This is a genomic window from Streptomyces mangrovisoli, from assembly GCF_000974985.2.
Lineage (GTDB): Bacteria > Actinomycetota > Actinomycetes > Streptomycetales > Streptomycetaceae > Streptomyces > Streptomyces mangrovisoli.
The window spans coordinates 77,505-89,936 of the sequence record NZ_LAVA02000052.1; the positions used below are offsets into that span (position 1 = coordinate 77,505).

Genomic DNA, 12,432 nt, shown 5'->3' on the forward strand with positions numbered 1-12,432 from the left:
ACGTGAGCGACAACTCTGTAGTACTGCGGTACGGCGACGGCGAGTACACCTACCCGGTGATCGACAGCACCGTCGGCGACAAGGGCTTCGACATCGGGAAGCTCCGCGCCCAGACCGGTCTGGTGACTCTGGACAGCGGCTACGGCAACACCGCCGCCTATAAATCCGCGATCACCTACCTCGACGGCGAGGCGGGCATCCTCCGGTACCGCGGCTACCCGATCGAGCAGCTGGCCGAGCGCTCCACCTTCCTGGAGGTGGCGTACCTGCTGATCAACGGTGAGCTGCCGACGATCGACGAGCTCACCTCGTTCCAGAACGAGATCACGCAGCACACCCTGCTGCACGAGGACGTCAAGAACTTCTACCGGGGCTTCCCGCGCGACGCCCACCCGATGGCGATGCTGTCCTCCGTCGTCTCGGCGCTGTCGACCTTCTACCAGGACAGCCACAACCCGTTCGACGAGAAGCAGCGCAATCTCTCCACGATCCGGCTGCTCGCCAAGCTTCCGACGATCGCCGCCTACGCGTACAAGAAGTCGATCGGTCACCCGTTCGTCTATCCGCGCAACGACCTCGGCTACGTCGAGAACTTCCTGCGCATGACGTTCTCGGTGCCGGCGCAGGAGTACGAGCTCGACCCGGTGGTCGTCTCCGCCCTCGACAAGCTGCTCATCCTGCACGCCGACCACGAGCAGAACTGCTCCACGTCGACCGTGCGCCTGGTGGGCTCGTCGCAGGCGAACATGTTCGCGTCGATCTCGGCCGGCATCAACGCGCTGTGGGGCCCCCTGCACGGTGGCGCCAACCAGTCCGTCCTGGAGATGCTCGAGGGCATCCAGGCCAGCGGCGGCGATGTCGACTCCTTCATCCGCAAGGTGAAGAACAAGGAGGACGGCGTCCGCCTGATGGGCTTCGGCCACCGGGTCTACAAGAACTTCGACCCGCGCGCGAAGATCATCAAGGCTGCGGCGCACGACGTCCTCTCGGCGCTCGGCAAGTCCGACGAGCTGCTGGACATCGCGCTGAAGCTCGAGGAGCACGCGCTCTCCGACGACTACTTCGTCTCGCGCAGCCTCTACCCGAACGTGGACTTCTACACGGGTCTGATCTACCGCGCGATGGGCTTCCCGACCGAGATGTTCACGGTCCTGTTCGCCCTCGGCCGGCTGCCGGGCTGGATCGCCCAGTGGCACGAGATGATCAAGGAGCCGGGTTCCCGCATCGGCCGCCCGCGCCAGATCTACACGGGCGTCGTCGAGCGCGACTTCGTCCCGGTCGAGGAGCGCTGAGCCCTCGGCGCGAGCCGCAGCAAGACAGCAGAAGGCGCCCTGACGCCGGTCCCCCCACGGGCCGACGACCAGGGCGCCTTCCCATGTCCCGGTGCGGATTCCCCCCACGGGATCCGGCCGGGCGTCTGAGGAGGACAGCGCCTGAATTCGCTGTCTCACTGGACGCGCCATGTCGTCGCCGACGTGCCGCGTCTTTTTTTGATCTTGCTGTGGTGCTGTTGAGCAAACGAGTGGATCTCGCCGTACTCATGGGTGTGCGGTCTTGCCGGGACAGCGCACGGACGAGAGGGCCGCTCAAAGCTTCTCGTCGTGCGTGTCCCGGCAACGCACCTCTGAGGAAGTCCCCCAAGACATCCTCAGATGCCAGTCGGCGCCCCCCAAGACGCTTTCTGACATCGTCAACTTAGACCTTCGAACCCCTTCGATGGTTACGTTCACATCACTGTGATCTGCGTCTCTTGCATATGTCCGGTAGATGCGCAAGAGCCCGATAGCAGCGATCGAGGCCCCAGCGTAAGGATGATGCGCGAGGCTTGTGAAGAGCTTATGTGAGCCGCGCGCCGGACTCTAGGGGGACTCTTACTTCGGCTTCGGTGAAAATCGAAGTAACCTGCGGTAACGCCGTTGTGCCGGTCCCGCGGAGTCCCTTTTGAGTGGTCTTGGGCAGCCTCGGGGTCGCCCGGGATTCAGCGGAATGTGCGCAGCCGCAGACTGTTGGTGACCACGAACACAGACGAGAAGGCCATCGCGGCCCCCGCGATCATCGGATTCAGCAGTCCCGCGGCGGCCAGCGGCAGCGCCGCCACGTTGTATCCGAACGCCCACACCAGGTTGCCCTTGATCGTGCCGAGCGTCCGGCGCGCCAGCCTGATCGCGTCCGCGGCCGCCCGGAGATCCCCGCGCACCAGCGTCAGGTCGCCCGCCTCGATCGCTGCGTCCGTCCCGGTGCCCATCGCCAGGCCCAGATCGGCGGCGGCCAGCGCGGCCGCGTCGTTGACGCCGTCGCCGACCATCGCCACGGTCCGCCCCTCGCGCTGGAGCCGTCGTACGACGTCGACCTTGTCCTCGGGCAGCACCTCGGCGATCACCTCGTCGATGCCGACGGCCCGTGCCACCGCCTCGGCCACCGCCCGGTTGTCGCCGGTCAGCAGCACCGGGGTGAGCCCCAGCGCGCGCAGCTCGCGCACCGCCTCGGCGCTGGTCTCCTTCACCGCGTCGGCCACCGCGAGGACCGCGCGCGCGGTCCCGTCCCAGCCGACCACCACGGCGCTGCGGCCGTCCCGCTCGGCCTCGTCCTTCGCGCGGGCCAGCTCCGCGGGCAGGCTGTCGTACAGCCGTCCGACGGTCACCTCCCGGCCTTCCACGCGTCCGCGCACGCCCCGGCCGGGGACGTTCTCGAAGCCCGACACCTCGGGGAGCGCCCCCACGCGCTCCCGCGCGCCCTGTGCGACCGCCCGCGCGAGCGGGTGCTCGGAGGCGTGCTCCAGGGCGCCCGCGAGCCGCAGCACCTCCCGCTCGTCGGCGCCCTCGGCCACGTGCACCTCGCCGAGCGTCATCCGTCCGGTGGTCACCGTGCCGGTCTTGTCCAGGACGACCGTGTCGACGCGCCGGGTCGACTCCAGGACCTCCGGACCCTTGATCAGGATGCCGAGCTGCGCCCCGCGGCCCGTGCCGACCATCAGCGCGGTCGGCGTGGCGAGGCCCAGCGCGCACGGGCAGGCGATGATCAGCACGGCGACGGCAGCGGTGAAGGCCGCGGCGGTGTCGCCGGTGACGCCGAGCCACACCCCGAACGTGCCGAGCGCGATCGCCATCACCACCGGCACGAACACGCCCGAGACGCGGTCGGCGAGCCGCTGCACCCGCGCCTTGCCGTTCTGCGCGTCCTCCACCAGCCGCGCCATCCGGGCGAGCTGGGTGTCGGCGCCCACCCGGGTCGCCTCGACGACCAGCCGGCCGCCGGCGTTCACGGTGGCGCCGGTGACCGCGTCGCCCACGCCCACGTCCACCGGCACCGACTCGCCGGTCAGCATCGACAGGTCCACCGCGGAGGCGCCCTCGACGACGGTGCCGTCGGTCGCGATCTTCTCCCCGGGCCGTACGACGAAACGGTCCCCGACCGTCAGTGACGCGACGGGGACGCGCACCTCCCGGCCCGCCCGCAGTACGGCGACGTCCTTCGCGCCGAGCTCCAGCAGCGCCCGCAGCGCCGCGCCCGCCCGCCGCTTGGAGCGGGCCTCCAGATAGCGGCCGAGCAGGATCAGCGCGACGACCCCGGAGGCCACCTCCAGGTAGATCGTGGAGGCGCCGTCCGCGCGCGAGGCCGTGAGGCGGAACGCGTCGTGCATCCCGGGCATCCCCGCGTCGCCGCCGAACAGCGCCCACAGCGACCAGCCGAAGGCCGCCAGCGTGCCGAGGGAGACCAGCGTGTCCATGGTGGCGGCGCCGTGCCGGGCGTTCGTGAACGCGGCCCGGTGGAAGGGCAGGCCGCCCCAGACGACGACCGGCGCGGCCAGGGTCAGCGACAGCCACTGCCAGTTGTCGAACTGGAGGGCGGGCACCATCGCCAGCACGACGACCGGCAGGGCGAGCAGCGCCGAGACGGTCAGCCGCTCGCGCAGCGCGTCGAGCGCCGGGTCGCGCGGCTCGCCGGGGGCGTCCGCCGCCCGGCCGGCGGGCGCGGGGTCCGGCTCGGGCGGCGGGGGCGGCTGCTCGGCGGTGTACCCGGTCCGCTCCACGGTGGCGATCAGGTCGGCGACCTCGACGCCCGGGGCGTAGCTGACCTTCGCCTTCTCCGTCGCGTAGTTGACGGTGGCGGTGACGCCGTCCATCCGGTTGAGCTTCTTCTCGACGCGGGCCGCGCAGGAGGCGCAGGTCATCCCGCCGATCAGCAGCTCGACCTGCGACGCGTCCGACGCGTCGGCTATCGGCGGCTGGGTGGTGGTGGTCATGTCCGGACTCCAGACATCGGACCGGACCGCACGGATCCAGTATCAGCTGGTCGGGGCGGCCCGGTCGGGGAACGGGTGCGCGGAGCGGGGCTCCGGGCGGGGTGCGCGGGGGTGCCCGGAGCGGGTGCGCCGGGCGAGTGCGTGACGCGGGCTGTTCAGGCGCGCGGCGCGGGCTGCTCGGGTGTGCTCAGACCGTGCCGACGAGCTCGAAGCCCGCCTCGTCGACCGCGGCGCGCACGGCGGCCTCGTCCAACGGGGCCTCGGAGACGACGGTGACCTCGCCGGTGGAGGCGACGGCCTTCACCGAGCCGACGCCCGCGATCCCGGCGATCTCGCCCGAGACGGAGCCCTCGCAGTGTCCGCAGCTCATCCCGCTCACCTTGTAGACGGTGGTGACGGAACCCGCAGTGTCGGTCTGGGCGGTCATGTCGTTCTCCTCGCAGAGGCGTGTGGGGCTCACGTGACCCACGGTGGGGCCCGTACCACAAGACTATACCCCTAGGGGGTATGACTCAACGCTCGGCGGGCGGCGACCGGCGGTCGTCGGTCGGCGCCCGCCGAGCGGCGCGTGTCGGTCTTCGGTCGGCGGGTGTCGGCGTCAGTCGGTGGTCGCCGGCGTGCCGGCGGGGCGGCCCAGGCGCGGGCCCACCAGCGGGGCCAGGTAGCGGACGAGGACGTCCTTCAGCTCCTGCACGTACGCCTCGCGCTCGGCGCCCTCGTGGGCCAGCACCAGCTCCAGGCCCGCCTTGTACACGCCGAGGACCATCTGCGCGGTGCGCGTGACGTCCGCGCCGGGCGTGTCCTCCGGCAGGAACGACGAGAGCAGCTCGGCGATCCGGCTCAGCAGCGTGGCGTGCAGCGCGTCGTGCTCCTCGGCGATCCGGCCCGGGATGTCGGGGCCGTGCATGAGGGCGAAGAAGACCGGGTGGTTGCAGTTGAAGGCGATGAACCGGTCGACGGCGGCGCCGACGGCCTCCTCCAGCGGGGTCGCCGGGTCCACCGGGGCGAGCGCCTCGCCGTAGGTGTCGCGCAGTTCGTGCACCAGCCGCTCGCCCAGCTCGATGGCGATGGCCTCCTTGTTCGGGAAGAACTGGTACAGCGTGCCGGGGGAGACGCCCGCCTCGCGCGCGATGGCATTGGTGCTGGCGGCCGTGTAGCCGGTGGTGCAGAAGACGGCGGCGGCGGCCTCCAGCAACTGGGCCATGCGCCGCTCGCCGCGCGCCTGACGGCGGCGCGGCTGTTCCTTCTCCTGGTGGTCGGGCACGCGTTTTCCCCAACTCTCCGAACGCGATTGACAAACGCGAGTGGTCGCTCGCATTCTGGTGGAACGCGAGCGATATCTCGTGTTTTCGATTCTACGGACATACCCATGCTGCATGCCCTCCGCGCACGGCGGATCCGCACCCGGCAGGGATCACGGTGAAGGGGACACCGCACGATGACCGAAGTCAACACGCCGGCGCGGACAGGGAGCGGGCTGCCGCGGGACGGGGCGGGGCCGCGCCGTCCGGAGGGCTGGACCCGCTTCGTCACCGCCCGCCCCCGGCTGTCGCTGCTGGTGGCCCTGGTGCTCACCGCCCTCGCCGTGGTGGTCGGCAGCGGGGTCGCCGACCGCATGGGCAGCGGTGGCTGGGAGGACCCGGCCGCCGAGTCGACCTACGCGACCAAGGCCCTGGAGCGGGAGTTCCCCGCCTCCCAGCCCAACCTGCTGCTCCTGGTCGGCTCCGGCCGCGTCTCGGTCGACGACCCCGCGGTCGCCGCCGAGGCCCGCCGGCTCACCTCGCGGCTGGCGGGCGAGAAGGGCGTCATAGGCGTCGGCTCCTACTGGCAGTCGGGCACCCCCTCGCTGCGCGCGAAGGACGGCCACGAGGCGCTGATCGCCGCCCGCATCACCGGCGACGAGAAGGCGATGGGCGAGACCCTCGACCGCATCACACCCGCCTTCCGCGGGACGCACGGCCCGGTGACGGTCAAGGTCGGCGGCCCGGTCGCCGTCCGCCACGAGATGCAGACGATCATCAAGGAGGACCTCACCCGCGCCGAGCTGATCGCCCTGCCCATCACCCTGGTGCTGCTCGTGATGGTCTTCGGCAGCGCGGTCGCGGCCCTGCTGCCGCTGGGCATCGGCATCGTCTCGATCCTCGGCACCAACGCGGTGCTGCGGGGTCTGACGGAGTTCACCGACGTCTCCGTCTTCGCGCTGAACCTCACCACGGCCCTCGGCCTCGGCCTCGCCATCGACTACGCCCTGTTCATCGTGCGCCGCTTCCGCGAGGAACTGGCCACCGGCGCCGATCCGCTGACGGCCGTCGGTACCACCCTGCGCACCGCGGGCCGCACGGTCCTGTTCTCCGCGCTCACCGTCGCGGTCTCGCTCGCGGCGATGCTGGTCTTCCCGCAGTACTTCCTGCGCTCCTTCGCCTACGCCGGCATCGCCGTGGTGCTGCTGGCCGCCGCGGCCGCCCTGATCCTGCTGCCCGCCGCGCTGGTCCTGCTCGGCAGGCGGGTCGACGCACTGGACCTGCGCCGCGCCTTCCGTCGCGGAGACCGTGGCGGCGCCCCGCGCCCGTCCGGCGCCGACGGCACCGCCTGGGCCCGCACGGCGACGCTGGTGATGCGCCGCGCCCCGCTCTTCGCCGTGGCCACCACCGTCGTGCTGATCGTGCTCGGACTGCCCTTCCTGGGCGTGAAGTTCGGCACCGCCGACGACCGCCAGCTGCCGTCCTCGGCGGAGTCCCACGTGGTCCAGCAGCACATCAGGGACGGCTTCCCGGGCAGCCCCGGCGGTGGCCTCGAAGTGCTCGCGGAGGGCAGGGCGACCACCGCGCAGTACGCCGCGTACAAGCAGCGGATCGCCGCCCTGCCCGAGGTCGCCCAGGTGCAGGGCCCGCTGGTGCAGGGTGACGCCGCCTACTTCACGGTGCTGCCCAGGGGCGAGGCCGTCGACGACCCGGCGCAGCGGCTCGTGGGCGATCTGCGCGCGGTGCGGGCCCCGTTCGAGACGAAGGTGACCGGCACGGCGGCCGTGCTGGTCGACTCCAAGCACGCGATATCCCGGCATCTGCCCTGGGCGGCGGCCTTCATCGTCGTCGTCACCCTGCTGCTGGTCTTCCTGCTCACCGGCAGCGTGGTGATCCCGCTCCAGGCGGTGCTGCTCAACGCGCTCAGCCTCACCGCGATGTTCGGTGCGGTGGTCTGGGTCTTCCAGGACGGGCACCTCTCCGGGCTGCTCGGCTTCACCAGCCCCGGTTCCATCGAGACCACCCTGCCCGTGCTGATGTTCTGCGTGGCCTTCGGCCTCTCCATGGACTACGGCGTCTTCCTGCTCTCCCGCATCAAGGAGGAGTACGACACCACCGGGGACCACCGCGAGGCCGTGCGGCACGGGTTGCAGCGCACGGGCGGGCTGATCACCGCGGCGGCCGTCATCCTGGCCGTGGTGATGGTCGCGATCGGCACCTCGCGCGTGACCAACACCAAGATGCTCGGCCTCGGCATCGCGCTCGCGGTCGTGATGGACGCGATGGTCGTGCGCAGCCTGCTGGTCCCGGCGATCATGCGCCTCACGGGCCGCGCCACCTGGTGGGCTCCGGCCCCGTTGCGCCGCTTCCATGCGCGGTTCGGCCTGAGTGAGGGGGAACCGGCTTCACGGGCCGCCACCGAGCCGGCCTCCGCGACGTCCGCCGAGCCCGCTGCCGAGCCCGCTGCCGAGCCCGCCTCCGCGACGTCCGCCGGGGCATCCTCCAGGGTGGAGAGCGGCCGGGACGGGGAATCGGTGGAGGCGCGGGGGTAGCGCGACCGGCGCGGCGACGACCGTGTGCGGCGGGTAGCGTTCCGGCCGGATCGGTGGATCGGTGATCATCCGATCCGGTGGGCTACTCCGGTGGGCGACTGAGGGGCGTGCGATGCGGGCGGTGGTCTTCGAGCGGTACGGCGAGACGGCCGAGGTGCGGGAGGTCCCGGACCCGGCGCCCGCGGAGCACGGCGTGGTGGTGCGGGTCGAGGCCACCGGCCTGTGCCGCAGCGACTGGCACGGCTGGGCGGGCCACGACCCGGACATCACCCTCCCGCACGTGCCCGGCCATGAACTGGCCGGTGTGGTGGAGGCGGTGGGCCCACGGGTCACCGGCTGGCGCCCCGGCGACCGGGTCACCGTGCCCTTCGTCTGCGCCTGCGGTGACTGCCCCTCCTGCCGGGCGGGCGACCACCAGGTCTGCGAGCGCCAGACCCAGCCCGGCTTCACGCACTGGGGCTCCTTCGCCCAGTTCGTCGCGCTGGACCATGCCGACGTCAACCTGGTGGCCGTGCCCGACGACCTGTCGTACGCCACCGCGGCCGGGCTCGGCTGCCGGTTCGCCACCGCCTTCCGGGCGGTGACGCAGCAGGGCCGGGTGGCCGCGGGGGAGTGGGTGGCGGTGCACGGCTGCGGCGGGGTGGGCCTGTCCGCGGTGATGATCGCGGCCGCGTCCGGCGCCCGTGTGGTCGCCGTCGACGTCTCGTCCGAAGCCCTGCGGCTGGCAAGGGAGTTCGGGGCGGTGCGGACGGTGGACGCCACGGCCGTACCGGACCCGGCGGCGGCGGTCCGCGACCTCACCTCCGGGGGCGCCCACCTCTCGCTGGACGCCCTCGGCTCACCGGTCACCTGCGCGGCCTCGGTCGAGTCCCTGCGCCGCCGCGGCCGTCATGTCCAGGTGGGCCTGCTGCCCTCGCCGGACGGCCGGACCCCGGTACCGCTGGCCCGTGCCATCGCCCTGGAGCTCGAACTCCTCGGCAGCCACGGCATGGCGGCGCACACCTATCCGCCGATGCTGGAACTGGTCCGGGCCGGGGTGCTGCGCCCCGCTCTGCTGGTGACGTCGACGATCGGGCTGGACGCGGTCCCCTCGGCGCTCGCCGCGATGGGGACGGCGCCGGGCGCGGGGGTGACGGTCGCCGAGCCCTGGCGCTGCTGAGCGCCGGGACCACCGGGGGCACCGAGGACCAGGGGTGCCGGGGAGCAGGGGCATCGGGGGGCGCCGAGCCCTCAATCCAGTCTTCGTCCGCGGTTGCGGGGCCGGGAGGCGACCCAGGCGTGGACGGTCTCGGCGTACCAGTAGGGCTTGCCGGCCTCGACATGGTCGGGCGGGGGCAGCAGGCCGTGCTTGCGGTAGGAGCGGACGGTGTCCGTCTGCACCTTGATGTGCGCCGCGATCTCCTTGTACGACCAGAGCCTTCGGTCGGTCATGACGTGCACCTCCCCGCGCGTGCCGCGGGGGCGACCGGGGGACGGTCGACGGGGGAGCCGGGCACTGCGCTGGCGATCACCAAGCCTGTGCCCCGTGAACGAGGCGTACCGAAGGCGGGGAAGCGGCTGTGCACCGGGTGTGACCGGTAACCCGCGTACACGCGACATCCGTGACACGGGGGGAGTGTTTGTGGCAGAAGTGACGCAAGGGCGCACAACGGCTCACGGGCGCGGCGTCTTGACATGCGGGCGCGGAAAACCCCTGGCCCGGCACCGGAGCGCGCGCGGCGCGCGGTACTGCGCCCGCGCGCGGAAAGCCTTTGGTGGGCCGGACCCGCTGCGCCGGGGCCGACCCACCGGCTTCCCCGCAGTTCTCCCGGGAACCGCTCCGGAGCCCCCCGTACGCGCGCCGGGAGCGCCGGACCCCCCAGATCTCCGGGATCAACTGGCCGGAGGGACAGCCTGGTTGACGCGGACCGTCCCGGTCTTGGAAAAATCCGCACTGCGGCCGGCCGCGGAGGTCAGCACCAGGCTGGTGGCCTGGCCCGCGACCCGGTCGGAGCCCGGGGCCGGCACCGGGGCGTGCCGGGCGGCCGCGAACTCCTTGGGCGTGCAGCCCGTCATCGCCTTGAACTCGCCGCTGAGGTGGGCCTGGTCGTAGTAGCCGCAGGCCGCCGCGGTCCCGGCCGGTCCGTGCCCGGACGCCAGCAGCCGCCGGGCCCGTTGCAGCCGCAGCACCCGGGCCGCGGCCTTGGGGCCGAGGCCGATCTGCTGCCGGAAACGGTTCTCCAGGTGCCGCACGCTCCAGCCGACCTCGTCGGCCAGGCGCGGCACCGGTATCGCGCCCGCCGTACGCACGAGTTCGGACCAGGCGCGCACCACGCGCGAGGAGGTCGGCGCGCCCGCCGTGGCCCAGCGGGCCAGCACGTCGTCCAGCAAGGCGAAACGTTCCGGCCAGCTGGGCAGCGCGGCCAGGGCGGCGGTGAGCCCGCGGACGCCGCGCGCCGGGCCGCCGGCCCCGGCCGCGCCGGGCGGCCGGGGCAGTTCGTCGGGGTCGACGGCCTGGTCGGCCAGTTCGTGCTGCGGGGTGCCGAAGAGGGTGAACGCGGCCCAGGGTGCGAGCAGCACCTCGATCCCGGCGACCCGCCCGTCGTGCTCGCCCATCACCGGGGTCGTGGCCAGCCCCGAGCAGACCGAGGTGAGCGAGAGCTGCGCACGCCCCGCCCGGGAGATGCGTATCGGCCCCTCGAAGCCGAGGAGCAGGGTGGACACCCCGATGGGGGTCTCCAGCCGGCGCCGGGGCCCGTCCAGGTCGAGCCGGATGCCGCGGTAGCTGAGCACCCCCGGCCGCAGCCGGGGGTGGGGCGGCGCGCAGGCCGTCTCCCAGGAGCCGCCGGGACCGCTGCCCGATCGGGTGCGCACTGTGCTCGTCATCGCCTTCCGCCCTCCCCGCGCGGTCGGTACGAGGCCCCCATCGTGCTACGGCACAGGGAGAGTTGAAAGTGCAACGACGCGCGCGACCTCGGCCCCGGCCGGAAGATGGGGAGCGAGGCGGCGGCGGTGTGACGGCCGTGCGTCGATCCGGAGAAGGGCGGGCAAGATCTGGTCCGAATGTCCGGACAAAACATTGACAGGGCTTCGTACGCGGGGCTAGAAAACCGGGGAGGGACCGGGTGCGGGGCGCGCGGCGCGCGAGGCTCGACGACGGTACGGCGACACGGCGGTACGGCGGCACGGCGGACGGGACGAAGGGAACTCGATGGCGTACGACCTGATCACCATGGGACGGATCGGAGTGGATCTGTATCCGTTGCAGACCGGTGTCCCCCTGGGCCAGGTGACGACCTTCGGCAAGTTCCTCGGCGGCTCGGCGACCAATGTCGCGGTGGCGGCGGCCCGCCTCGGGCGGCGCAGCGCGGTGATCACGCGGACCGGCGACGACCCGTTCGGCGCCTACCTCCACGACGAACTGCGCGGCTTCGGCGTCGACGACCGCTGGGTCACCCCGGTCGCGCACCTGCCCACGCCCGTCACCTTCTGCGAGGTCTTCCCGCCCGACGACTTCCCGCTCTACTTCTACCGCCTGCCCAAGGCCCCCGACCTGGAGATCCACCGCCACGAACTGGACCTCGACGCCGTGCGCGAGGCGCGGGTCTTCTGGGTCACCGGCACCGGACTGAGCGAGGAGCCCAGCCGTACCGCCACGCTCGCCGCCCTCGCCCACCGCGCCGCGTCCGGCACCACCGTCTTCGACCTCGACTGGCGGCCCATGTTCTGGCCGGACCCCGACGCCGCGCGCCCCTTCTACGCAGAGGCGCTGCGCCACACCACCGTCGCCGTCGGCAACCTCGACGAGGTGGAGGTCGCCACCGGGGTGCGCGAGCCGCACGCGGCCGCCCGCGCGCTGCTCGACGCGGGCGTCCGGCTGGCCGTCGTCAAGCAGGGGCCCAAGGGCGTGCTCGCCGTCGACAGCGAGGGGGGCACGGCCGAGGTGCCGCCGCTGCCGGTGAGCGTCCTCAACGGGCTCGGCGCCGGGGACGCGTTCGGCGGCGCGCTCTGCCACGCGCTGCTCGCCGGCTGGGACCTGGAGCGGACCATGCGCTACGCCAACGCGGCGGGCGCGATCGTCGCCTCCCGGCTGGAGTGCTCGTCCGCGATGCCGACACCCGACGAGGTGGAGGCCGCGCTCGCGGCGGGAGCGGTGCGGTGAGGGCGGGCCGCGTCTCGGGCGCCGCCCACGAGTCCGAGCCCCCACCCACGTCGGGCGACGGAGGCAGCGCGCCCGAGGCCGCCGAGCCCGCTCCCGCCTCCGGCGACCGGGCCCACGCCTCCGAGGCCCCCGAACCCGCACCCGCCTCCGGCGACGGCGCGTCCGAGGCCGCTGAGCCTGCACCCGCCTCCGGCGACCGCCCCCATGCGCCCGAGCCCCCACCCGCCCCCGGCGACCGCCCCCACACCTCCGAGG

The 12,432-nt window shown here is 72.9% G+C and carries 9 protein-coding genes and 1 pseudogene; 5 read left to right on the forward strand and 5 right to left on the reverse strand.

The window, feature by feature from the left end; all coding sequences use genetic code 11:
- Positions 1 to 2 precede the first annotated feature (2 nt).
- Positions 3 to 1,292: a citrate synthase gene (locus WN71_RS22380; RefSeq protein ID WP_046591151.1), complete on the forward strand. Its 1,290-nt coding sequence runs from the start codon at positions 3 to 5 to the stop codon at positions 1,290 to 1,292.
- Positions 1,293 to 1,978: 686 nt separating this feature from the next.
- Here WN71_RS22380 and WN71_RS22385 read toward each other — a convergent pair.
- From WN71_RS22385 to WN71_RS22395, 3 genes are all read right to left on the reverse strand, one after another.
- A complete protein-coding gene (locus tag WN71_RS22385) occupies positions 1,979 to 4,243 on the reverse strand; it encodes a heavy metal translocating P-type ATPase (RefSeq protein WP_046591150.1) in 2,265 nt (754 codons plus the stop codon).
- A gap of 187 nt (positions 4,244 to 4,430) precedes the next feature.
- Positions 4,431 to 4,670: a heavy-metal-associated domain-containing protein gene (locus tag WN71_RS22390; protein ID WP_046591149.1), complete on the reverse strand. Its 240-nt coding sequence runs from the start codon at positions 4,668 to 4,670 to the stop codon at positions 4,431 to 4,433.
- A gap of 171 nt (positions 4,671 to 4,841) precedes the next feature.
- A complete protein-coding gene (locus WN71_RS22395; protein ID WP_046586968.1) occupies positions 4,842 to 5,507 on the reverse strand; it encodes a TetR/AcrR family transcriptional regulator in 666 nt (221 codons plus the stop codon).
- A 174-nt stretch (positions 5,508 to 5,681) separates the two neighbouring features.
- Here WN71_RS22395 and WN71_RS22400 point away from each other — a divergent pair, with 174 nt between their 5' ends.
- Positions 5,682 to 8,036 (forward strand): MMPL family transporter, encoded by a 2,355-nt coding sequence (locus tag WN71_RS22400; protein ID WP_079178025.1) that lies wholly within the window; start codon positions 5,682 to 5,684, stop codon positions 8,034 to 8,036.
- A 112-nt stretch (positions 8,037 to 8,148) separates the two neighbouring features.
- On the forward strand, positions 8,149 to 9,195 hold the full coding sequence (locus tag WN71_RS22405; protein ID WP_046586964.1) for a zinc-dependent alcohol dehydrogenase family protein: 1,047 nt from the start codon (positions 8,149 to 8,151) through the stop codon (positions 9,193 to 9,195).
- Positions 9,196 to 9,266: 71 nt separating this feature from the next.
- On the opposite strand, the gene WN71_RS22410 is transcribed toward WN71_RS22405, so the two are convergent.
- Positions 9,267 to 9,467, reverse strand: coding sequence for a helix-turn-helix transcriptional regulator (locus WN71_RS22410; RefSeq protein WP_046586962.1), 201 nt, complete (start codon positions 9,465 to 9,467; stop codon positions 9,267 to 9,269).
- Between the two features lie 441 nt (positions 9,468 to 9,908).
- The gene (locus WN71_RS22415) at positions 9,909 to 10,901 is read right to left on the reverse strand and encodes a helix-turn-helix domain-containing protein (protein WP_046586960.1); all 993 of its coding nucleotides are present in this window, start codon (positions 10,899 to 10,901) and stop codon (positions 9,909 to 9,911) included.
- A 325-nt stretch (positions 10,902 to 11,226) separates the two neighbouring features.
- Here WN71_RS22415 and iolC point away from each other — a divergent pair, with 325 nt between their 5' ends.
- Positions 11,227 to 12,177, forward strand: coding sequence for a 5-dehydro-2-deoxygluconokinase (iolC, locus tag WN71_RS22420; protein ID WP_046586957.1), 951 nt, complete (start codon positions 11,227 to 11,229; stop codon positions 12,175 to 12,177).
- Positions 12,174 to 12,432 (forward strand): annotated as a pseudogene (locus WN71_RS42295) (DNA-binding transcriptional regulator); the annotation flags it as partial. The gene iolC and the pseudogene WN71_RS42295, both read left to right, overlap by 4 nt.

Bases quoted from the DNA above. Each gene is read 5' to 3' on its own strand.
- WN71_RS22385 (WP_046591150.1), bottom strand. From the start codon at position 4,243: ATGACCACCACCACCCAGCCGCCGATAGCCGACGCGTCGGACGCGTCG.
- WN71_RS22390 (WP_046591149.1), bottom strand. From the start codon at position 4,670: ATGACCGCCCAGACCGACACTGCGGGTTCCGTCACCACCGTCTACAAG.
- WN71_RS22400 (WP_079178025.1), top strand. From the start codon at position 5,682: ATGACCGAAGTCAACACGCCGGCGCGGACAGGGAGCGGGCTGCCGCGG.
- WN71_RS22405 (WP_046586964.1), top strand. From the start codon at position 8,149: ATGCGGGCGGTGGTCTTCGAGCGGTACGGCGAGACGGCCGAGGTGCGG.
- WN71_RS22410 (WP_046586962.1), bottom strand. From the start codon at position 9,467: ATGACCGACCGAAGGCTCTGGTCGTACAAGGAGATCGCGGCGCACATC.
- WN71_RS22415 (WP_046586960.1), bottom strand. From the start codon at position 10,901: ATGACGAGCACAGTGCGCACCCGATCGGGCAGCGGTCCCGGCGGCTCC.
- iolC (WP_046586957.1), top strand. From the start codon at position 11,227: ATGGCGTACGACCTGATCACCATGGGACGGATCGGAGTGGATCTGTAT.